This window comes from Rhizobium anhuiense (genome assembly GCF_003985145.1).
In the GTDB taxonomy this organism is placed as follows: domain Bacteria; phylum Pseudomonadota; class Alphaproteobacteria; order Rhizobiales; family Rhizobiaceae; genus Rhizobium; species Rhizobium anhuiense.
In genome coordinates this window covers 97,546-118,692 of record NZ_ML133530.1, presented here as the reverse complement: position 1 = coordinate 118,692, position 21,147 = coordinate 97,546, and the positions used below count along the sequence as shown (strand labels likewise).

Annotated in this window: 19 protein-coding genes; 6 read left to right on the top strand and 13 right to left on the bottom strand. The window is 61.8% G+C overall.

The window, feature by feature from the left end; translation table 11 throughout:
* Positions 1-156 precede the first annotated feature (156 nt).
* The 5 genes from EEQ99_RS22735 (at position 157) to bfr (ending at position 6,989) form a co-directional block, all read left to right on the top strand.
* Positions 157-1,101, top strand: a complete 945-nt coding sequence (locus EEQ99_RS22735) for an ImuA family protein (protein ID WP_063473861.1) — start codon at positions 157-159, stop codon at positions 1,099-1,101.
* On the top strand, positions 1,013-2,557 hold the full coding sequence (locus tag EEQ99_RS22730) for a Y-family DNA polymerase (protein ID WP_280178098.1): 1,545 nt from the start codon (positions 1,013-1,015) through the stop codon (positions 2,555-2,557). Before EEQ99_RS22735 ends, EEQ99_RS22730 begins: the two co-directional genes overlap by 89 nt.
* Positions 2,554-6,018, top strand: a complete 3,465-nt coding sequence (locus EEQ99_RS22725; RefSeq protein ID WP_063473860.1) for an error-prone DNA polymerase — start codon at positions 2,554-2,556, stop codon at positions 6,016-6,018. The genes EEQ99_RS22730 and EEQ99_RS22725 overlap by 4 nt, the downstream gene beginning before the upstream one ends.
* A gap of 121 nt (positions 6,019-6,139) precedes the next feature.
* Positions 6,140-6,538, top strand: coding sequence for a (2Fe-2S)-binding protein (locus EEQ99_RS35205; RefSeq protein WP_080759938.1), 399 nt, complete (start codon positions 6,140-6,142; stop codon positions 6,536-6,538).
* Entirely contained in the window at positions 6,504-6,989 is a 486-nt protein-coding gene (gene bfr / locus EEQ99_RS22715) for a bacterioferritin (RefSeq protein WP_047615824.1), read from the top strand. Before EEQ99_RS35205 ends, bfr begins: the two co-directional genes overlap by 35 nt.
* Positions 6,990-7,119: 130 nt before the next feature.
* On the opposite strand, the gene EEQ99_RS22710 is transcribed toward bfr, so the two are convergent.
* The 6 genes from EEQ99_RS22710 to rsfS form a co-directional block, all read right to left on the bottom strand.
* Positions 7,120-7,653, bottom strand: a complete 534-nt coding sequence (locus EEQ99_RS22710) for an RNA pyrophosphohydrolase (protein ID WP_047615822.1) — start codon at positions 7,651-7,653, stop codon at positions 7,120-7,122.
* A gap of 51 nt (positions 7,654-7,704) precedes the next feature.
* Positions 7,705-8,898 carry a divergent polysaccharide deacetylase family protein gene (locus EEQ99_RS22705; protein ID WP_063473858.1) on the bottom strand — a complete coding sequence of 398 codons (1,194 nt, stop codon included), beginning with the start codon at positions 8,896-8,898 and terminating at the stop codon, positions 7,705-7,707.
* 75 nt (positions 8,899-8,973) lie between these two features.
* Entirely contained in the window at positions 8,974-10,296 is a 1,323-nt protein-coding gene (locus EEQ99_RS22700; RefSeq protein ID WP_028759099.1) for a S41 family peptidase, read from the bottom strand.
* The gene (locus tag EEQ99_RS22695; RefSeq protein WP_063473857.1) at positions 10,286-11,686 is read right to left on the bottom strand and encodes a murein hydrolase activator EnvC family protein; all 1,401 of its coding nucleotides are present in this window, start codon (positions 11,684-11,686) and stop codon (positions 10,286-10,288) included. Before EEQ99_RS22695 ends, EEQ99_RS22700 begins: the two co-directional genes overlap by 11 nt.
* A gap of 176 nt (positions 11,687-11,862) precedes the next feature.
* Positions 11,863-12,345, bottom strand: coding sequence for a 23S rRNA (pseudouridine(1915)-N(3))-methyltransferase RlmH (gene rlmH, locus EEQ99_RS22690; RefSeq protein WP_063473856.1), 483 nt, complete (start codon positions 12,343-12,345; stop codon positions 11,863-11,865).
* Positions 12,346-12,463: 118 nt separating this feature from the next.
* The gene (rsfS, locus tag EEQ99_RS22685) at positions 12,464-12,907 is read right to left on the bottom strand and encodes a ribosome silencing factor (RefSeq protein WP_032984631.1); all 444 of its coding nucleotides are present in this window, start codon (positions 12,905-12,907) and stop codon (positions 12,464-12,466) included.
* Positions 12,908-13,116: 209 nt separating this feature from the next.
* Between rsfS and EEQ99_RS22680 the strand changes: the two genes are divergently transcribed.
* Positions 13,117-13,494, top strand: coding sequence for a winged helix-turn-helix domain-containing protein (locus tag EEQ99_RS22680; RefSeq protein WP_028759070.1), 378 nt, complete (start codon positions 13,117-13,119; stop codon positions 13,492-13,494).
* On the opposite strand, the gene modC is transcribed toward EEQ99_RS22680, so the two are convergent.
* From modC to obgE, 7 genes are all read right to left on the bottom strand, one after another.
* Complete coding sequence (gene modC / locus EEQ99_RS22675) at positions 13,495-14,562, bottom strand: molybdenum ABC transporter ATP-binding protein (protein WP_127431136.1); 1,068 nt, start codon at positions 14,560-14,562, stop codon at positions 13,495-13,497.
* A complete protein-coding gene (gene modB / locus EEQ99_RS22670) occupies positions 14,559-15,260 on the bottom strand; it encodes a molybdate ABC transporter permease subunit (protein ID WP_127431135.1) in 702 nt (233 codons plus the stop codon). Before modB ends, modC begins: the two co-directional genes overlap by 4 nt.
* Before the next feature lie 353 nt (positions 15,261-15,613).
* The gene (gene modA / locus EEQ99_RS22665; RefSeq protein ID WP_063473854.1) at positions 15,614-16,405 is read right to left on the bottom strand and encodes a molybdate ABC transporter substrate-binding protein; all 792 of its coding nucleotides are present in this window, start codon (positions 16,403-16,405) and stop codon (positions 15,614-15,616) included.
* Positions 16,406-16,902: 497 nt separating this feature from the next.
* Positions 16,903-17,583, bottom strand: a complete 681-nt coding sequence (locus EEQ99_RS22660) for a nicotinate-nucleotide adenylyltransferase (RefSeq protein WP_028758416.1) — start codon at positions 17,581-17,583, stop codon at positions 16,903-16,905.
* Complete coding sequence (locus EEQ99_RS22655) at positions 17,558-18,841, bottom strand: glutamate-5-semialdehyde dehydrogenase (protein ID WP_127431134.1); 1,284 nt, start codon at positions 18,839-18,841, stop codon at positions 17,558-17,560. Before EEQ99_RS22655 ends, EEQ99_RS22660 begins: the two co-directional genes overlap by 26 nt.
* Positions 18,834-20,003, bottom strand: coding sequence for a glutamate 5-kinase (gene proB / locus EEQ99_RS22650; protein ID WP_047615805.1), 1,170 nt, complete (start codon positions 20,001-20,003; stop codon positions 18,834-18,836). Before proB ends, EEQ99_RS22655 begins: the two co-directional genes overlap by 8 nt.
* Positions 19,990-21,090 (bottom strand): GTPase ObgE, encoded by a 1,101-nt coding sequence (obgE, locus tag EEQ99_RS22645; RefSeq protein ID WP_127431133.1) that lies wholly within the window; start codon positions 21,088-21,090, stop codon positions 19,990-19,992. The genes proB and obgE overlap by 14 nt, the downstream gene beginning before the upstream one ends.
* Between the last annotated feature and the right edge of the window lie 57 nt (positions 21,091-21,147).

Genomic DNA, 21,147 nt, shown 5'->3' with positions numbered 1-21,147 from the left:
TTCCTTCCTTTGCGGGCCCATATAGAACCTTTATCGCCGATTTTCGAGTGCGGAATCAAAGGCAGGAATAAATTCATAGAGAATGGCCGTTGACTCTTCATTAGCTCTCTGGAATCTATAAGAACATAACAGGAACAAGACGGATTGGAGAACGCCATGGCGCAGCACGCCCTGGCGCGCGAGCGGCTTTTTGCGCTCCGCGAAACCATCGCCAGACTGGAGGGAAAGCCCGCGCCGGCGCTTGCCGCGGCGGAACGGGAAGCCGTGGCGGAAGGACGCAAGGCCCGCCAGGAGCGCACTCTGCCGCCCCTGCCGTTTGGAATAGAGTTCCTCGATGGGGCACTGGAAGGCGGCCTGCCGCTCGATGCGATCACCGAATTCCGCTCGGCTCTGTCTCGCGATGCCGGTGCGGCAAGCGGGCTGGCTATGGCTGTTGCCGCACGGCTGCAGAAACAGGAAGCGGATGCCGGCAGGTTTCTGCCGTTGCTCTGGATCGGCGATGCAATCGGCACGCTGGAGGCCGGCCGTCCCTATGCCCCCGGACTTCGGGATTTCGGACTGAGCCCGGAGCGGTTTCTCCACGCCGCGCCACGCAAGCTGGACGAGGCGCTCTGGCTGGTGGAGGCGGCGGTGGAAAGCGCTGCCTTCTCGGCCGTCATCTTCGAAGTGCGAGGCAATCCCGCCCATTTCGGGCTGACCGAAAGCCGCAGGCTCAGTCTTCGGGCGCGGGCTGCCCGCCATCCACTCTTTCTCGTGCGCCAGGCCGGAGCGGAGGAGGCAAGCAGTGCGGCTTTCCGTCTGCATGTCGAACCGGCCCCGGCCGGTCTACGGCCGTTGCCGGACGGATCGAGGCTTTCCGGCAGCATCGGCAATCCGATTTTCCGTCTCACGCTGGAGAAGAGCCGCAATCCGGCTCCGCTCTCCTTTCTTCTGGAGTGGAATCCCCATGAACGCGAATTTCTCCCTGTCGCCGAACCAAACCTCGTTCGTCCTCCAGGCCAACAGTCAGCGCATTCTGGCGCTCAGCTTCCCGCATCTGCCAACGGACCGCATCGCCCGCAAACGATGGGGGCTCTCCTGGCGTTCGAAAGGGCGTCCTGAGACGCCGCCTATCGTCTGTTCCGGCAAGCTCAACAATGCCATTCGGCTGACGGCACTGGACGAGTTGGCCGAGAGGCTGGGGTTGAGGAAGGATTTGGGCGTTGCCGAAGCGCGCGCCATGTATCCAATGCTCGAGGTCGCGGAAGAGGATCCGGCGGCCGACCGCCGGCTGCTGGAGGCAATTGCCGACTGGTGCGACCGTTATACGCCGCTGGTGGCATTCGACGGCAAGGACGGTCTGTTTCTCGACATTAGCGGCTGCGCCCATCTGTTCGGCGGTGAAAAGGCGCTTCTTCGGGATGTGCTGTCGCGGCTTTTTCATATGGGGTTCGATGCACGGGGCGCGATTTCATCATCGCCCGGCCTTTCCTGGGCGGTGTCCCGCTTCGGGCAGAGTGGCGTGATCGAGGACGAAGAGGCGGAACATGTGCTGGTGTCCTTGCCGGTTACAGCCTTGCGGCTGGAAGGACAAACCGTCGATGCTCTGAAGAAGCTCGGCCTGAAATATATCGGCGATGTCATCGATGCGCCGCGAGCGCCGCTAACCCGCCGGTTCGGGCCGGAGCTGCTTCTGCGTCTCGACCAGGCGCTGGGGCATGAAGAAGAGCCGGTCTCTCCCCGGCGTCCTGTCGCCAGCCTCTCGGCCGAAAGCCGGCTGATGGAGCCCATCGGGACGGAAGAGCAGATCCTTGCCGTCACCAGGCAGGTCGCCATGTCGCTGCAGCCGTCGCTGGAGGCGCGAGGGGCTGGCGGGCGGGTGTTCGAACTGGTCCTGTTCCGCGTCGACGGCAGGGTCTTTCGTATCTCCGTCGGCGCTTCGCAGCCGCTGCGCGAACCAAAGCTCATTGCCGGGCTTTTTTCCGAGCGATTGCAGGCGGTCTATGATGATCTCGATGCCGGCTATGGTTTCGAGATCCTGCGGTTGAATGTGTTGCGGCACGATTCCTTCAACGAAGCGCAGGAGGATTTCGAGGGCGATCGTCAGGGAGAGATCTCGCTTTCTGTTTTCGTCGACCGGGTGTCGGCCCGGCTTGGTGCGGATTGCCTGCAAAGCTTCCAGCTTCGCGAGAGTCATGTGCCGGAACGCGCCGTCATTACGGTTCCTGTAATGGAGAGTCTTCCCAGGCGGAAGGTAGCGCGGGACATCCAACTTCCTTTCCGCGAAGAGCGCCCGTTGCGGCTCTTTGCAACGCCGGAGCCGGTCGAGATCATGATGGCCGAAGTGCCCGATGGTCCGCCGCAGATCTTCCGCTGGCGGCGCATGCAGCATCAGGTGGCAAGAAGCGAAGGGCCGGAACGGATTGCCATGGAGTGGTGGATCGATGGGGATGAGGCCGAGGCGCGTGACTATTTCCGCATTGAGGATGAGACCGGGCATCGCTTCTGGATCTATCGTCGTGGTTTTTATGGTCAGGAGCTTGACCCTCGCTGGTTCATGCACGGCGTGTTCGCATGACAACCGCACGGGCATTCTTCGAGGTCGGCACGAGAACGAATTTCTCGTTTCTCGAAGGCGCCTCCGGTCCGGAAGAGATGGTTGTGCAGGCCGCTTATTTGAAGCTCGGCGGTCTCGGGATTGCGGACCGCAATTCGGTTGCCGGCGTTGTGCGAGCGCATGCCCAGGCGGAGCAGCTTGAGGAGAGATACAAGAACAGGGATGAGATTCTGGCTGAGGCGAAGAAGAAGGGAAAAACAGAGGTCATTCTCGATCCTATCCGGGTTCAACCGGGCGCGCGTCTCGTCTTTTCCGACGGAACGCCTGATATCCTTGCCTATCCACAAAACCGGCGAGGCTGGGCAAACCTCTGCCGCCTTCTCAGCGCCGGCAATCTGAAGGAAGAAGCGGTCAAGGGAAGCTGCATCCTGACGGAAGCGGAGCTTGCGGAATGGGGGGACGAGATGATGCTCGCCCTCGTTCCCGACCGCAGCCTTGTCGATCATCAGGCGGGGCAGTCGACGCTGGACGATTATCTGGAGCGGCTTCGCAGGCGATTCCGCAAGGCCTTTTTCATGGCGCTGGCGCCAGCCTATGACGGCCGCGAGAGGCAGGTCTTTGCGGTGCTTTCGATGCTGGCTGCCCGAAACCGCGTGCCGCTGATTGCCACCAACCAGCCGATTTACCACCATCCTGAACGCCGGCCGCTTTCGGATGTCGTGATCGCGATCCGGGAGCATGTGCAGATACCACAAGCCGGATTCCTGCTGGCGCCGAATGCCGAACGTTACCTCAAGGATTCACGTGAAATGGCCCGGATCTTCCGGGACTATCCTGATGCGATCGAAAATACGCAGACCTTTTTCGGCAAGCTGAGCTTTTCGCTGAAGGAACTGGAGCACAATTATCCGCCTGAAAACGATCCGGGCGAAACGCCGCAGGAGACCCTGGAAAGACTGACGAGAGCGGGCGCCGCAAGGCGTTATCCCGACGGTATCCCGCCCAAGGTGGCGCAACAGATCGATTATGAACTGAAACTCATTGGGGATAAGCAATATGCCTCCTACTTCCTGACGGTTCACAAGATCATCCAGCACGCCCGCTATGAACTTAAGGTCTTGTGCCAGGGGCGCGGATCGGCGGCAAACTCGGTCATCTGCTATTGTCTTGAGATAACGGAAGTCGATCCGCAGAAGAGCACGCTGCTCTTCGACCGCTTCATTTCGATGGATCGTGACGAACCGCCGGATATCGATGTCGATTTCGAGCATGACCGGCGCGAAGAGGTCATCCAGTTCATCTACAAGAGATACGGCATAGAACATGCCGGACTGACGGCGGGGGTGACCACCTATCGGACCCGTTCGGCCGGCCGTGAGGTCGCCAAGGCCTTTGGGCTCTCGGAGGATGTTCAGTCGGCGATCAGCAGCCTCGTCTGGGGCTGGTCGGAGGACAATCTCTCCGAACGGGATGCCAAGGCGGCCGGCCTCGACATCAAGGATCCGGTGACGCAGAACGTGCTGAAATATGCGTCCGAGCTTCTCGGTTTCCCCCGCCACCTCACCCAGCATGTTGGCGGCTTCGTCATCACGCGGGACCGTCTCGACGAGGTGGTGCCGATCATGAAGACGGCGATGCCGGATCGCTACATGATCGAGTGGGACAAGGACGACCTCGACAATGTCAAGATCCTCAAGGTGGATGTGCTGGCGCTTGGCATGCTGACCTGCCTGCGGAAGGCCTTCTCGCTGCTTGAACTGCATTACGACGTGAAGAAGACGCTCGCAGACCTCGGCAACAAGGAGCATGGGGACGAAGGCGAGCCGGTTTACGAGATGATGGGCCGGGCCGATACGCTCGGCGTCTTCCAGATCGAAAGCCGGGCGCAGATGAGCATGCTGCCGCGTCTGAAGCCGAAGCTATTCTACGACCTCGTCATCGAGGTGGCGATCGTGCGGCCAGGACCGATCCAGGGCGATATGGTGCATCCCTATCTGAAGCGCCGGGAGCAGCAGGCCAAGAACATTCCGATCGAATATCCGAGCAAGGAGCTGGAAACGGTTCTGGAAAGAACCCTCGGCGTGCCCTTGTTCCAGGAACAGGCCATGCAGATCGCCATTACCGCCGCAGGCTTCAGACCGGCGGAAGCCGACAAGCTTCGCAGAGCGATGGCGACATTCAAGAGAACCGGGACGATCGGCAATTTCGAAAAGCGGTTCATCGAGGGAATGGTCTCAAAGGGCTATGCCCAGGAATTCGCGCAGCAGTGTTTCAACCAGATCAAAGGCTTCGGCGAATACGGCTTCCCCGAAAGCCACGCCGCCTCCTTCGCGCTGCTCGTCTATGCCTCCTCTTGGCTCAAGGCCTATTATCCCGATGTCTTCTGCGCGGCGATGCTGAACTCCCAGCCGATGGGGTTTTATGCGCCGGCGCAGCTGGTGCGGGATGCACGCGAGCACGGGGTAAGGATCCTGCCGGTCGATATCAATGAATCGGACTGGGATTGCGGACTGGAAGAAGCTGTCTTCGATCGGAATGCCGTCGATTTCCGGCATGAGAAGATGCGCACGATCATCAAGACCCGGCATGCGATGCGACTGGGTTTTCGCCAGATCAAAGGCCTCTCGATAGACGATATGGAACGACTGGTCGGCAATCGAGGCGAAGGTTACAGTTCGGTGCGCGATCTCTGGCTGCGGTCCGGTCTGCAAAAATCCGTCATCGAGCGGCTGGCGGATGCCGATGCATTCCGGTCGATCGATCTGTCGCGGCGCGAAGCGCTCTGGGCGGTGCGGGCGCTGGATGTGAAGAGCGCAGCCGAGGAACTACCGCTTTTCGAGCAGGCCCGTCATATCGACCTCCAGATCGAACCTATGGCGAAGCTGCCGGACATGCTGCCGGGAGAACAGGTCATCGAGGACTATCGTTATCTCTCGTTGTCGCTGAAGGCGCATCCGGTCTCTTTCCTGCGGGAGGAGTTTCAAAGGACGGGCATCACGCGCAATGTCGATCTGTTGAAGATCGCCAGCGGAAAGCGGGTGACGATCGCCGGCCTCGTGCTGGTGCGCCAGCGACCGGGTTCGGCCAAAGGTGTGATCTTCATGACGCTGGAAGACGAAACCGGTGTGGCCAATGCGATCGTCTGGCCGAAAATGTTCGATAAATACCGATCGGTCGTGATGGGTGCTCGGCTGGTGAAAATCCGCGGCAGGCTGCAAAGCCAGAGCGGAGTGATCCATACCGTTGTCGAGCATATCGAGGATATGACGCCGGCGCTCGGGATCCTGCACCGCGAGGCCCGGCGTTTCGGCGCCTGCGAACGAGCAGACGAAGTGCTGAGACCGGGGGGCGATCCGCGGCAGAAAAAGCTTGCGCATGCGCAAGAGAGGGTGGAGCTGGAAAAACGCATGGTTGCAACAGACCGCCATGCGGGCGCGGCGGCAACGGCTGAAGTGATGCCGCGCGGACGCAACTTCCATTAAAATAGCGTCACCCGATCAGGGCATGCGGCGCGTCTTCATCGGCCTTGTGGCGTCATCATCCTGAAACCTCTGCATAATTTTAGACGATATGCATGGGGTCTCATCCGGACGCTGTTATTCAATGATGCGGGGCTCGAATTTTTTCTTGACAGCCACCATCTTCTTTAGCAGAAAACACGATAGTCAGTGTCATGTTTGGAATGAAGACGTGCTCGTCTGCAGCTGCAATTATATAACCGATAAGGAAATCCGGGAGGTTATCACCAACCTTCTCGATGAAGACTGTTGGCAGCTTATCGTGCCTGCGAAGGTCTACCACGCCATGGAAAAACGCGGCCGCTGCTGCGGCTGTTTTCCCAACGTCGTCGACATCATTATCCAGACGACCGAGGAATATCACGCCCGTCGCCACTCGACGGAGACCGAAATATTTGATTTCATGTCCCGCTTGAAACAATTCCATGAGGAAAACAGGAGAGCGGACATTGAAAGGCGACAAAAAGGTCATCGAGCGGCTTAACGAGGCGTTGTTCCTCGAACTCGGTGCGGTCAACCAATATTGGGTTCACTATCGTCTTCTTGAGGACTGGGGCTACACCAAGCTCGCCAAGAAGGAGCGCGCCGAATCCATCGAAGAGATGCATCATGCCGACCGGCTTGTTGCGCGCATCATCTTCCTCGAAGGCCATCCCAACCTGCAGACCCTTGCACCTCTGCGCATCGGCCAGAACGTCAAGGAAGTGCTGGAAGCCGATCTTGCCGGCGAATATGACGCCCGCACGGCTTACAAGAAGTCGCGCGATATCTGTCATGAGGCCGGCGACTACGTCTCCATGAAGCTTTTCGAAGAGCTGCTGGCGGACGAGGAAGGTCATATCGACTTCCTCGAAACACAGATCGATCTGCTCGAGAAAATCGGCGAGAGCAAATACGGCCAGCTCAACGCCGACTCCGCCGACGAGGCTGAATAAGGCCCCTGCCGATATCGGCCGCCCCATCGGCGGCCGATATTCTTCACCTGGCCCGATATTCTTCATCTGGCATTGTCGTGGACCTTGCTCCCGTTTGCCGAGCGCAAACCGAAGCGGTCTTCCTGCTCAATCAATCTTCCGATTGCAGCGTCGTCAGATGCTGGAATTCGGCCACGACCTGGTCGTAGACGGCGCGCTTGAAGGGGACGATCAACCCCGGCAGCTGCTGCATCGGCTTCCACTCCCAGGCATCGAATTCCGGCTCGTGGCCGCCCGGCGGCGGGTTGATGGCGATCTCGCTGTCGTCGCCGTCGAAGCGGAAGGCGAACCAGCGCTGCGTCTGACCGCGGAATTTTCCTTTCAGCCCGATGCCGATCAGTGCCGGCGGCAGATCGTAGTTGATCCAGTCTCGCGCTTCGGCGAGCAGGGTCACCGTCTTCATGCCGGTCTCCTCGTAGAGCTCGCGGTAGGCGGCGTCCAATGGATCCTCGCCCTTGTCGATGCCGCCCTGAGGCATCTGCCAGAGCTGCGGCGAGCCGTCATATTCGGAATTGCCGTCGGGGATGCGCCGCCCGGCCCAGACGAGACCCTGGCGGTTCAAGATCATCACGCCGACGCAGGGGCGGTAGGGCAGATCCTCGGCTTTCACAGTCGCCTGGCTCATCTTTTTCTCCGTTAGGGGATTCTTCTCAGGGATCCTTATCAAGGATTCTTATCAAGGATTCCGGGGGTCGTTGGAAAGGGCGGCGACGCCGACGATCTCGATGCCGCGCATCGCGGCCCCCTCGCTCCATTTGGCGATGGCGTCAACGCTCTCATCGAAAGCCGATGCGACGCCGATCGCCTGACCGTTCTTGCGGGCGATGCGCTCGAGCTCGTCGAGCTTCTTCAGGATGGCGTTGATATCGAGCTGGCCGTCGAGCTGCAGATCGGCAAAAGCATAAGGCAGTTCGGTTCCCTTGGCCACCGTCGCCGTCTTTGATTGTGCCGAAGTGCCGTCGTCGAGGAACAGCAGGCCGCGTTTGCCGATATCGCGCATCACGGGTTCCATGGCGGCGGGATCCGACAAGAAACGGCCGCCGAGATAATTCATGACGCCGGTATAATTGGTGATCTCGCCCATCGCCTTGTGCAGGTTCTCGATGTTGCGGGCGGCCGGCTTCGTGGTCAGCAGGGTTTCAGGACCCGGATCATTCGCCGGATAATCAAATGGTTCGAGCGGTACCTGCAACAGGATCTCGTGGCCGCCGCGGCGGGCTTCCTGCATCCAGCGCTGCAGACTGTTGCCGCTCGCGGCGAAAGCGAAGGTGATCTCTTCCGGCAGGTCCGCTATGGCGCGCTGCGTTCCGGTCTGGCTGAGCCCGAGACCGCTGACGACGATGGCGATGCGGACGCCGCGCGCGCCGGACGAAGGACGGGCATATTGATCCATCGGCCGCCGGCCATCCGGACCGACGATCGGAAGCCTGCCCAAGGGGGTTTCTTCGAGCAATGCTTCATTCGGCTGAGCTGCCATGCGCGGATCCTGGCCGATCTGCATGGCATCGACCAGCACCGGCCCGCTGCCGTCACGCGGGCGCGGGCTGTATTTGGTGACGACGGAGCCGTCACCGGTGACCATCTGCTCGACATTGGCGCCCGAGCGCGGCTCGGCGCGCGGCATGCCGTCAGCCGCCTGGTTGGCGGCTGACGTTGGTGGCCGAGGCTGGGAAGGCGGCGTTGCTGGCTGCTCGGCCGCAGGCGGTTTGCTGCGTTCGAGCCCATCGCCGCGAAATGCCGTATAGAGCGAAAAGCCGCCTATCGCGAAAAGGCAGAGACTGGCGGCGATGCGGCCCAGGCGCAGAACACCCGGGCGCCGGCTGCCGGTTTTGCGGTTGCGGCCCAAAGGCGCATGCAGGTCCGTTCCCAATTTTTCGCCCGCTCCAAAACCGGGAAACAGCAGAAAGGGAAGGCCGGGCGAGGTGCCCGGCCTTGAGATGATCGATTACTTGGCGACGACGGCCTTGTCCGGGTTCGGCGGGAAGGCCGGATCGGTCTTCTTGCCGCGCAGCAGGTCGAGCGCGTAGTTCAGCTGAACGTCGTCCTTCGGGTCCGGCGGGACGTAAGCAACGGAGCCCGAACCTTCATCCGTCTCGCTCTGGCCCTTGATGTGGCCGCGCAGGCTGGATTCGCCTTCGGTCACCATCTTGCCCTGCAGTTCCTCCGGCAGCGGCTCCTCGACCTTGATGTCGGGCGTGATGCCGGTACCCTGGATCGAGCGGCCCGACGGCGTGTAATAGAGCGCCGTGGTCAGGCGCAGCGCGCCGTTTTCGCCGAGCGGGATGATCGTCTGGACGGAGCCCTTGCCGAAAGAGCGCGTGCCGAGAATGGTGGCACGGCGCAGATCCTGAAGAGCGCCGGCGACGATTTCCGATGCGGAAGCCGAACCGCCATTGATCAGCACGATCACCGGCTTGCCATCCGTCAGGTCGCCCGGGCCGGCATTGAAGCGGCGGGTTTCATCCGGATTGCGGCCGCGGGTCGAAACGACCTCGCCGCGCTGCAGCAGGGCATCGGAGACGTTGATCGCCTGGTCGAGCAGGCCGCCCGGATTGAGGCGCAGGTCGAGAACATAACCCTTCAGCTTGTCAGCCGGAACGGTGTCCTTGATCTTCTTGATCGCCTTTTCCATGTCGGGATAGGTCTTCTCGGTGAAGGAGATGATGCGGAGATAACCGACATCGTCCTCGACACGCGACTTGACTGCCTGGACGGCGACGACGTCACGGACGATCGTCAGTTCGATCGGCTTATCGGCGCCCTTGCGGATCAGCGTTAGCTTGATCGGCGTGTTGACGGCGCCGCGCATCTTCTCGACGGCGTCCTCCAGCTTCAGGCCGCGCACGGACTGGCCGTCGATCTCGGAGATATAGTCACCGGCGAGAACACCGGCCTTGGCGGCGGGCGTATCATCGATGGGGGTGATGACCTTGACGAGTTCGTCTTCCATCGTGACTTCGATGCCGAGACCGCCGAACTCACCCTTGGTCTGGGTGCGCATGTCCTCGGCGTCCTTCGCATTCATGTAGCTCGAATGCGGATCGAGAGAGGAGAGCATGCCGTTGATGGCGTTCTCGATCAGCTTGTCTTCGGCCGGCGGCGTCACGTATTGCGCACGCACGCGCTCGAAGACATCGCCGAAAACCGAAAGTTCCTTGTATGTAGAGGATCCGGCCGCTTCTGCCGGCACACCCGCCGAGTAAATGACGCTCATTGCGGTCGCACCCATCAATGCGCCGACCAGAACAAGAGAAGCCCTACGAATCATTGCGTGCCTTTCCAGTGTCTTTGGAGGTCCACCACGGCCGGGAATCGACCGGTTTACCGTCCTTTCGAAATTCAATGTAAAGCGTTGGCCGGTCCGTTTCCAGCGCCAATGCAGTTGCGCTTGCCACTCTTTTTGCGCCCATCACGGCAAGCGGCTCGCCGGAGAAAACGAACTTTCCCTGACGGGTATTGATCGTATCCATTCCCGAGAGAACCAGGTGATATCCATCGCCCACGTCGAGGATAATCATCTGGCCGTAACTGCGGAACGCGCCGGCGAAAACCACCAGGCCATCCGCAGGCGCCGTCACCACCGTCTCCGGATTGGTGGCGACCGTCATTCCCATGGCCTCGTGTCCGGTGCCGTCGGCATCGCCGAACTGGCGCAGGATATCGCCCGCAACGGGCACCTCCAATTTCGCCTTCAATTCTCCGAAGGGATATGCGGGCGCAATGCGGTTTTTATCAGGCACGCCGCTGTCGGCGAGCGCCCTGGCCTGAGCGCGCTGCTCGTCCGTCATAAGCCTGCGGTTCTCCTCCGCCTGGCGGGCGGCGGCGGCAGCGTCCCGCACCGAAGCGATCTCGGATTCCATCGAGGCGACAAGGCCTTCAAGGCTCGTCGCCTTGCCCGCCAGCTCTTCGGAGCGTCTTCTCTCGGCTGCGAGTTCGGCGGCATTGTTGCGGCTGAGCTTGTCGTTTTCGGCAAGCAGCAGGTCCATGCGCCGCTCCTCCTCGATGCCATCCGTCATCGTCGCGGTCAGCGAGGCCTTTTCGGCGGCGCTTGCGGTTTGCAATGCGGCGAGGTTTGCGAGGTCTGCGGCAAGTTTGTCGGTCTCCTTGCGGATGCCGGGCACGACCGCGCCGAGCAGAATGGCGCTCCGCACCGATGCGAGCGCGTCATCGGGGGTGACGAGCAAAGCGGGCGGCGGGTTGCGGCCCATGCGCTGGAGTGCTGCCAGCACCTCGGCCAGAAGGCCGCGGCGCTCATGCAGGGAACGGCGGATGCCATCCTCCTTGACGCCGAGACCGGCAAGCTTCTTCTCGCTTTCGAGGATCTGCCTTTCAAGCGCCTTGCGGCGTGCGGCGGAATCGATCAGCGCCTGGCGGATGCTCTCCGTGCTCTTTTCCAGATCGGCAATGCTCCGGCGAAGCGCGCTCACCTTGTCGGTGGAGAGACTGATGGTCTTCGACAGGGTTTCGAGTTCGGCTCGGGTCTGATCACGCTTGGCGGCAAGTTCGGCGGCGGGATCGGGCGGTGGCGGCTCGGCTGCCGGCTGCGGTGCGGATTGTGCCGCTTCGGGGGCGGCTTCCTGCGCCCGGACGATGAACGGATTTGCCGACACGACAATCACCGCCACACCGACACCGGCCGCGATAGCCGGCAGGATCATGCGGTGTCGCCTGGTGGATGCTCTCGTCATGCGTGTTGGGGCACTTTCTCAAATCGCGCGAAGACTAAGCTGATTTGGCGCGCTTTGCCAGAACGTTCGACGGACAGCGAGTGTCCAAGCAAACACGGCTGCGTGACATTACGACGCGCTGGGCGACGCATTGGGCCGCCGCGGCATCAGACGCGGTGATAGGGGTGGCCGGACAGGATGGTAACGGCGCGGTAGAGCTGTTCGGCGATCAGCGTGCGCACCAGCTGGTGCGGCCAGGTCATCTTGCCAAGACACAGCGTGGCGTCGGCACGATCGTACAGGGAGGGATCGAGGCCGTCGGCGCCGCCGATCGCGATGGTCAGTTCGCGTTTGCCCTGATCGCGATAGGAGCCGAGCAGATTTGCGAAGGCTTCACTGTCGAGCGCCTTGCCGCGTTCATCGAGAAGAATGAGAATGCTGCCATCGGCAAGCGATTTCAAAAGCATCGCCGCCTCTTCACGCTTGCGGGTTTCCGCATTGGAGGCACGGCTTTCGGCCACTTCGGCAACACGGGTAAATTCGAGGCCGACGGCAGGGCCGGCCTTGGCAAAACGGTCGAGATAGCGGGCCACAAGATCCTTTTCGGGGCCGGACTTCAGCCGTCCCACCGCAAAAAGACCTATTCGCATTCATCCGCTCCCGCTCATGCGGCACATCGGGCGCACACTGCGCCACCGGCCGGCTTGTGATATTTTCCGGCCAGCCAATGCCACGTCTCAGGCGCCGGACAGAATGCCGGCCTGCCTGTCAGTGCCGTGTTTCTTCATCCATATCCGGAGCCGCCCACATCTTTTCGATGTTGTAGAACTCGCGGATTTCGGGACGGAACACATGCACGATAATGTCACCCGTGTCGATCAGGACCCAATCCCCGCCTTCCTGACCTTCGACGCGGGCCGTACCGAGGCCGTCGTCCTTAAGGTCGGTCAGCAGATGATCCGAGATCGCCATGACATGCCTGTTCGAGCGGCCGGAGACGACGATCATGTAGTCTCCCAGCGCCGATTTTCCGGCAATGTCGATGGTGACGATATCTTCAGCTTTGGAGTCCTCAAGGCTGGCGAGGACGGTTTCTAGGGCACGGGCGGCGGCATCGGCGCCACGTTCCGCACTCTTCGGGATAACGGCGAGCGTTTTTCCCTTGGCGTGTACTGTTGTCAGTGCTTTCCCTTTCCTGGAATGACAAACTATGCACAACACAGATCCGATCGAGACCGGATCATGGTTAAGATAGGCATCAAACCATTAATGTTTCAAGACATGCTAAGGTACGGAACGGCCGAAAATCCGATCTAACGTCCGAATTGAAGAATATTGCCACGCGGGCTGCTTCCGGCGGGCGGTGTACAGTTTCCATACCGCAGCGTAAAGTGCCGAAAATTCCGCGATCTCTGGATTCAATGACCGACTCAGCCGCAAAAACACTCGTTCCCGTCCTGCGAATCAGCTTCCCGGACCAGGATCGCCTCGGTCGCGGAAAGATGGAGCTCCTGGAGCACATCCGCTCGACCGGTTCGATCTCGGCGGCGGGGCGGGCGATGGACATGTCCTATCGCCGGGCATGGCTGCTCGTCAGCGAGATGAACCGGATGTTCTCTGAACAGGTGGTGGAATCGCAGCGCGGCGGGCAAAGGGGCGGCGGCGCGGTGCTGACGCCGTTCGGCGAGGAACTGCTCGAGCGTTTCCGCCGGATGGAAAAGACGGTGCGCACCAGCCTTGCCGACGATCTCGCCTGGCTCGAAGGCAAGCGCAATCTGCAACAGGGCAAGCGCGGCTGATCAGGCCTCCAGGGCAACCGTCTTGATGACGGCGAAGACCGCCCTTCCCGGCCGAAGATCGAGGCGCTCGCAGGAGAGCGTCGTGATCCGGGAAAGAATGATATCGCCGCCGCAATCGAGCCGGATTTCCACCGTTCCGTCCTCGGCCGGCGATATCTGCTCTATCCTTGCTTCCAGGATATTCAGCGCGCTGAGCCCCTCCGGCTTTGCGGTCGCCAACATGACATCGCGGGAGGGAATGCGGATGCGGACCGATTTGCCGGGCGCAAGGGCCGCACCCGGAATATGGAGCCGGCAGGATTTCAGCGCGACGGTCGACAGGCGGTGAAGCGGATCGAAGCTTTCCACGGTGCCTTCGAGTAGCGCGCCCGCCTCGCGCCGATCGGCGGAGGTTGACGGACGGCTCAATATGTCGATGGCGGAACCGGTCGCTTCCACCTTGCCGTCGCGTATGACGACGACATGGTTTGCCAGCCGCGCCACCTCTGCGATCGAATGGCTGACATAGACGATCGGGATGTCGGTCTCGTCGCGCAAACGTTCCAGATAAGGCAGAATCTCAGCCTTGCGCGCCTCGTCGAGGGCGGCGAGCGGCTCGTCCATCAGCAGCAGGCGGGGCGAGGAGAGAAGCGCGCGGCCGATGGCGACGCGTTGCTTCTCGCCGCCGGAGAGTTTCGCGGGGCTGCGCGCCAGCAGCGTCTCGATGCCGAGCAGGTCGACGATGCGATCGAAGCTCTCACTGCCTGCCGTTCTCGCCGCGAACCAGCGGCCGTAGGAGAGATTGGCGCGAACGCTGAGATGCGGGAAAAGCCGCGCCTCCTGGAAGACATAACCGAAACGGCGGCGATGTTTCGGGATGAAGATGCCGGTTGCGGTGTCGGTCAGGGCCTCGCCGTCAAGGGCGACGCGGCCTGCGTCCGGGCGCGCGAGGCCGGCGATGATGCGGATCATCGCGGTCTTGCCGGAACCGGAACGGCCGAACAGCGCGGTGACGCCACGCTCGGAGGTGAAGGCGGCATCGAGCGAAAAGGCGCCAAGCTTCTGTTTTGCCTCGACAATCAGCGTCATTCCGGATCGATCCTCCGGCCGGCGAGACGGGCGAGGAATTCGGAGGCGAGCAAAGCGGCCATGGAAATGACGACGGCAACGAGCGTCAGGCGGAGTGCGCCGGCATCGCCGCCCGGAACCTGGGTAAAAGTGTAGATCGCCGCCGACAGCGTCTGGGTTTCGCCGGGAATGTTGGAGACGAAGGTGATCGTCGCGCCGAATTCGCCCATTGCCTTGGCAAAAGACAGGATCATGCCGGCGATGATGCCGGGCAGGGTCAGCGGCAGGGTGATCGTCAAGAAGACCCAGACAGGTCCGGCGCCGAGCGTTCCGGCGGCCTCCTCCAGCTTGCGGTCGACCGCCTCGATCGACAGGCGGATGCTGCGCACCATCAGCGGAAAGGCCATGATGGCGCAGGCCAAGGCCGCACCCGTCCAGCGGAAGGAGAGAACGATGCCGAAATACTGGTCGAGCAGGCTGCCGACCGGACCGCGGCGGCCGAACAGAATGAGCAGAAGGAATCCGGTGACGACCGGGGGCAGGACCAGCGGCAGGTGAACGACGCCATTCAGCACCGACTTGCCCCAGAAGCGGCCGCGGGCAAGCAGCAGGGCGACGAGGATGCCGAAGGGCAGGCTTGCCAGCATGGCGACGATCGAGACGCGCAGGCTGAGCAGGATCGCCGTCCATTCCTCATTGCTCAACCCCAACATGTCCAAATGCAGCTGTCTCCCTGGAAGTCTGGGGGCACGCCGGGGCGAGCCTCAGTTTGTTGACAATGCTCGTTCTTTACATGGCGTCATCCGACGCCTGCCCCTCATCCGCCTGCCGGCACCGACCGGGGTCAAGCCACGGGTCTCGACCCGTCCTTCAAACCCCCCGCTCGCGGGGCGAAGGGACCCTGTCGCACCGTCTTCCTCAACCTCAACGCGGCGTTTGCCACGTCCCTCGCCCGCGAGCGGGTTTGGGTGAGGGGCAATCCCACGGCACGAACAAGACAGCCTCTGCCACTTATCGATCGATGCAAATGCTTGGGGTACAAGACAAGCATCACGAAACACTAATTGGTCGACTATTTCAGAATCGTGAAACCCTGCGCCGTGAAGAAGGCAGCAGCCCTGTCGGATTTCAGGAAGTCGAGATAGGCTGCTGCATCCGGGTTCTTGCTCTCGTTAAGGATTGCGATCGGATACATGATCGGCGGGTGGGAATCGGCCGGGAAGGTGCCGACGACGGCGACACCCTTATCGGCTGCGGCATCCGTCTGGTAGACGATGCCATAAGGCGCTTCGCCGCGGGAGACGAGGGCAAGGGCGGCGCGCACGCTTTCGGCGCCGGCGACCTTGCTTTCGACCGATTTCCAGACGCCGAGCTTTTCGAGCGCGGCCATGCCATATTTGCCGGCCGGAACCGATTTCGGCTCACCCATGGCCAGCTTGCCGTCACCCAGCAGTCCTGCAAGATCGAAGCCCTGCTTGATCTCGACCGGTTTTGCCTTGGCCTTTTCGGCAACGAGCACGATGCGGTTGCCGAGCAGATTGGAGCGGGTATCGGCCTTGATCAGGTTTTTCTTGGCGACGTAATCCATCCAGTCGAGATCGGCCGAGATGAAGACATCGGCAGGAGCCGCGTTTTCGATCTGCTTGGCCAGGGCTCCGCTCGCCGCATAGGAGGCGACGGTTTCCTTGCCGCTTTCCTTGGCCCAGGCGGTGTTGGCGGCGTCGAGCGCATCCTTGAGGCTGGCGGCCGCAAAGACGATGAGCTTTTCGGCTGCGGCAGCAGGCGCCGGAAGCGCTGCCGTGCCAAGCCAGAGGGCTGCGATCGCGGCGGTTGCCTGTTTCATCCATCGGCGGCGGTTCTGCATGATGTCTCCCCAGGTTTCGAAATATTGCGACGAATATAACGGGTGAGGTGCTTTGGCTAGGGATATATCCAGAAAAATATAACCATATCGGGCCGCTGTGTTCGCAGCGATCCAATGGTTTTGGCATTGTTGAAGTGCATGGCTCGAACCGCAGCATGAGATCCAAAGGGCGGAAATATCCAAACGACAGTTGGCAGACCGCAAGGATTCCCGGCGGTAGAGTATGCTCCGTCGATTTCTGCCAAGAAAAACGGCAATGCCAAAGCCATAAGGCTGCATAGGATTGCAAGTGACGCATTGCTGCAATGCAACAATCGATATTCATCTTCCTGCGAAATATGGTACAACACTCTCATCGAAACGGCTTCTCCTCCTCCCATAGCCGTTCGGTAGGATCGACAACACTCCTCCTCCCAGTTGTCGATCGAGTTTATAAGCCCGACGGATCTCCTCCCCCGTCGGGCTTTCTCGTTTTCGGGACATCCTTGGAAATCAAACTAAAGCGCGTCGCCGGGCGCCGAGCCGTTGCGGATTGCCGTCGAGCTCAGGCCGGAGCGCGGCCCGTGGATGAAGGTCCAGGCCGGCGCACGCTTCTTCCAGAGAACACGGGCATCATCCTCGTCGACCCGGGCGAAATCGAAGGTCCTGGCCATTTTCGAGGAGAGGAAGGAGAGCGTCGCACCCGGCCGGTCGATCACCGCGATCGGGAAGGTGCGGGCAATCTCCTGCCATTTCTGCCATTTGTGAAAGGTCTGCAGGCTGTCTGCGCCCATGATCCAGATGAAATGCACATGTGGATTGCGGGCCTTGACGCGGGCAAGCGTGTTGGCAGTGTAGCTGACGCCGAGCGTCTGTTCGAAGGCCGTCACCTTGACGCGGGGGTCGGCGGCAACACGCTCGCTTTCGGCAATACGCTCGGCAAGCGGGGCGAGCTGGTTGCGGCTCTTCAGCGGATTGCCCGGGGTGACCATCCACCAGAGCTGATCGAGGCCAAGCCGCTTGAGGGCGATCTCGGCGACCAGCGCGTGGCCCTGATGCGGCGGATTGAACGAACCGCCGAACAGACCGACGACCATGCCGCGCTCGCTGTGCGGCATGCGGAGATAGTGCCGGTCCACATTCTCAATCGTCACGTCTGGCTCGGTCGTCACCTCAGGGCCGCGTCTGTCCGGCACCATGCACCCGATATTTGAACGAGGTGAGCTGTTCGACGCCGACAGGACCGCGGGCATGCATCTTGCCGGTGGCAATGCCGATTTCCGCACCCATGCCGAACTCGCCGCCATCGGCAAATTGCGTCGAGGCATTGTGTAGCAGGATCGCCGAATCGACTTCGGTGAAGAAACGCGCGACGACGTCAGGGTCCTCGGCGATGACGGCCTCGGTGTGGTTCGAGGAATAGGTCTGGATATGGGCGATCGCGCCCGATATGCCGTCGACGACGGCAACCGAAATGATCGCGTCGAGATATTCGGTCGACCAATCCTCCTCGGTCGCGGGCTTCATGCCGGGTGCGACCTTCAGCACCGTTGCCGAAGCGCGGATCTCGCAGCCGGCCTGCGCGAGAACCTCGAGCAGCGGCGTCAGATGCGTGCCGATCGCGGCGCCATCGACGAGCAGGGTTTCGGCCGCGCCGCAGATACCGGTGCGGCGCATCTTGGCGTTGACGACGATCTTCTTCGCCATTTCGATATCGGCCGAGGCATCGACATAGATATGGCAAAGGCCTTCGAGATGGGCAAAAACCGGCACGCGGGCCTCGTTCTGCACGCGGGCGACCAAGCTCTTGCCGCCGCGCGGCACGATGACGTCGATCGCACCCTCCAGGCCGCGCAGCATGGCGCCGACGGCGGCGCGGTCGGTGACCGGAACGAGCTGGATAGCATGCTCTGGAAGTCCTGCTGCCTTCAAGCCTTCGACCAGGCAGGCATGGATAGCCTGCGATGAGCGGCGCGAATCCGAGCCGCAACGCAGGATAACGGCATTGCCCGCCTTGAGGCAGAGGGCGCCGGCATCCGCCGTGACGTTCGGCCGGCTTTCGAAGATGACGCCGATGACGCCGAGCGGCGTGCGGACGCGCTCGATCTTCAACCCGTTCGGCCGGTCCCAGGCGGCGATGACTTCGCCGACCGGATCGGCAAGCGCGGCAATGGCGCGGATGCCCTCGGCCATTTCGGCGACACGCTTGTCGTTCAGCGTCAGCCGGTCGACGAAGGAGGCAAGCATTTCGGTGCCTTCGATATCCTTCAGGTCCTTGGCGTTCTCGGCAAGAATATGCGCCTTGTTCGCCAGGATCGCATCGGCCATGGCGTTCAGCGCCCTGTTCTTCACCTCGGTGGACGCAAAGCTCAGCGGTCGCGCGGCAGCCCTCGCCTTGCGGCCGATGTCGTTCATCAGCACGTCAATGTCAGGGCTTGGCGCCACGGTATCAAGCATAGCTCGCGTCCTTCTTCTGCCTTTCCGATTTCGAACCGATCTGGGCCGTCATGACCATGTCGTCGCGATGGACCATGGCGGCGCGCCCGGCATAACCGAGGATGGCGGCGATTTCCGCCGATTTGCGGCCGGCGATCCGGCGGGCGTCGTCGGCATCGTAGCTGACAAGACCGCGGCCGATCTCGCGGCCGGCCGGGCCGATGATCGCCACCGTATCACCGCGGCTGAAGAGGCCGGAAACGCTGCGCACGCCGGCCGGAAGCAAGCTCTTGCCGGCCCCGAGTGCAACGACGGCGCCGTCATCGACATGCAGTTCGCCGGCCGGCTGCAACTGCCCGGCAATCCAGGTCTTGCGGGCGGTGACGGGCGTGCCAGACGGCGCGAACCAGGAGGAACGCGCGCCGTTTTCGATTGCCGACAGCGGACTGTCGGTCTTGCCCGACGCGATTATCATGGCGCAGCCCGATGTGGTGGCAATCTTGCCGGCATCGATCTTGGTGCGCATGCCGCCACGCGAAAGCTCGGAGGCCGCACCCCCGGCCATTGCCTCGATCTCCGGCGTGATCGCGGCAATCGTCTCCAGGAAGGTCGCGTTCGGATCGAGATGCGGCGGCGCGGTGTAGAGGCCGTCGATATCGGAGAGAAGAATGAGCAGATCGGCGCCGGTCATCGTCGCGACGCGGGCGGCGAGGCGGTCGTTGTCGCCGTAGCGGATTTCGCTGGTGGCGACGGTATCGTTCTCGTTGATGATCGGCACGGCGCCGATTTTCAAAAGCTGATTGATGGTGGCGCGGGCATTGAGATAGCGGCGGCGTTCCTCGGTATCTCCGAGCGTCAGCAGGATCTGGCCGGCGACGATCTCGTCGTGCGACAGGCTTTCCGACCAGGCACGCGCCAGCGCGATCTGGCCGACGGCGGCGGCGGCCTGGCTTTCTTCCAGCTTCAGCGCGCCCGAGGGCAGGTCGAGCACCGAGCGGCCGAGCGCGATCGCGCCCGAGGAGACGACGAGCACATCGATGCCCTTGGCCTTCAGGCCGGCGATATCGGCGCACATGGCGTCGAGCCAGGCCTTCTTCAGCCCGGCCCTGCGATCGACCAGCAGCGCAGATCCGATCTTGATGACGATACGGCGGTAGCGGCCGAGCGGCTTACGGCTGGTCATCGGCCTCGTCCTCGCCCTGAACCTCGCCCTTGTCCTCATCGGAGACGACCATGTCGCGATGGCGAAGCTTCGGCACCTTGGCCGGCTTCTCCTCGGTATTGGCCTCGACGATGATGTCGCGCAGGGCGCGCAGGACCTCGGTCATGCCCTTGCCGGTGACGGCCGAAATCTGGAAGGGCGTCTTGCCGCAGGCCTTGGCCAATTCCTTGGTCTTCTTCTTCAATTCGGCATCGTCGAGCAGGTCGATCTGCGACAGCGCCACGATCTCAGCCTTATCCGTCAGCTCGTTTCCATAGGCTTCGAGCTCGTGCTTGACCGTCTTGTATACCTTGCCGACCTTTTCCTCCTGGGCGGAGACGAGGTGGAGCAGCACGCGGGTGCGCTCGACATGGCCGAGGAAACGGTCGCCGATGCCGACACCTTCATGGGCGCCTTCGATCAGGCCCGGAATGTCGGCGAGGATGAATTCCCGCTCGTCGATGGTGGCAACACCGAGGTTGGGATGCAGCGTGGTGAAGGGGTAGTTGGCGATCTTCGGACGGGCGCGGGTGACGGCAGCCAGGAACGTCGACTTGCCGGCATTGGGCAGGCCGACGAGGCCGGCATCGGCAATCAGTTTCAGCCGCAGCCAGAGGGTCTTTTCCTCGCCGGGCAGGCCGGGATTGGCCCAATCCGGCGCCTGATTGGTCGAGGTCTTAAAATGGGCGTTGCCGAAGCCGCCATTGCCGCCATGGGCGAGGCAGAAACGCTGGCCTTCGACGGTGAGATCGCAGATCAGCGTTTCCCGGTCTTCCTCGAAGATCTGGGTGCCTACGGGAACCTTGAGCGTCACGTCGCTTCCATTGGCGCCGGTGCGGTTCCTACCCATGCCATGGGTGCCGATCGTCGCCTTGAAATGCTGCTGATAGCGGAAATCGATCAGAGTGTTCAGTCCGTTGACAGCCTCGACCCAGACGTCGCCGCCGCGTCCGCCATCACCGCCATCCGGGCCGCCGAACTCGATGAATTTCTCGCGCCGGAAGGAAACGCTGCCGCCGCCGCCGTCTCCGGACTTGATATAGACCTTTGCTTCGTCGAGAAATTTCATTTTACTTCCAATATTCAGTGGCAGTTGGACGGCCGTCTTGGCCCATTCGATATAGGC

What these genes read in the sequence shown, in the direction of transcription:
- EEQ99_RS22725 (WP_063473860.1), top strand. Translation starts at nt 2,554, where the DNA reads ATGACAACCGCACGGGCATTCTTCGAGGTCGGCACGAGAACGAATTTC.
- EEQ99_RS22695 (WP_063473857.1), bottom strand. Translation starts at nt 11,686, where the DNA reads ATGATCCTGCCGGCTATCGCGGCCGGTGTCGGTGTGGCGGTGATTGTC.
- obgE (WP_127431133.1), bottom strand. Translation starts at nt 21,090, where the DNA reads ATGAAATTTCTCGACGAAGCAAAGGTCTATATCAAGTCCGGAGACGGC.
- EEQ99_RS22655 (WP_127431134.1), bottom strand. Translation starts at nt 18,841, where the DNA reads ATGCTTGATACCGTGGCGCCAAGCCCTGACATTGACGTGCTGATGAAC.
- EEQ99_RS22735 (WP_063473861.1), top strand. Translation starts at nt 157, where the DNA reads ATGGCGCAGCACGCCCTGGCGCGCGAGCGGCTTTTTGCGCTCCGCGAA.
- EEQ99_RS22660 (WP_028758416.1), bottom strand. Translation starts at nt 17,583, where the DNA reads ATGGTGCCGGACAGACGCGGCCCTGAGGTGACGACCGAGCCAGACGTG.
- EEQ99_RS22710 (WP_047615822.1), bottom strand. Translation starts at nt 7,653, where the DNA reads ATGAGCCAGGCGACTGTGAAAGCCGAGGATCTGCCCTACCGCCCCTGC.
- EEQ99_RS35205 (WP_080759938.1), top strand. Translation starts at nt 6,140, where the DNA reads ATGATGCGGGGCTCGAATTTTTTCTTGACAGCCACCATCTTCTTTAGC.
- proB (WP_047615805.1), bottom strand. Translation starts at nt 20,003, where the DNA reads ATGACCAGCCGTAAGCCGCTCGGCCGCTACCGCCGTATCGTCATCAAG.
- modC (WP_127431136.1), bottom strand. Translation starts at nt 14,562, where the DNA reads ATGACGCTGATTGTCGAGGCAAAACAGAAGCTTGGCGCCTTTTCGCTC.
- rlmH (WP_063473856.1), bottom strand. Translation starts at nt 12,345, where the DNA reads ATGCGAATAGGTCTTTTTGCGGTGGGACGGCTGAAGTCCGGCCCCGAA.
- modA (WP_063473854.1), bottom strand. Translation starts at nt 16,405, where the DNA reads ATGCAGAACCGCCGCCGATGGATGAAACAGGCAACCGCCGCGATCGCA.
- EEQ99_RS22680 (WP_028759070.1), top strand. Translation starts at nt 13,117, where the DNA reads ATGACCGACTCAGCCGCAAAAACACTCGTTCCCGTCCTGCGAATCAGC.
- EEQ99_RS22700 (WP_028759099.1), bottom strand. Translation starts at nt 10,296, where the DNA reads ATGATTCGTAGGGCTTCTCTTGTTCTGGTCGGCGCATTGATGGGTGCG.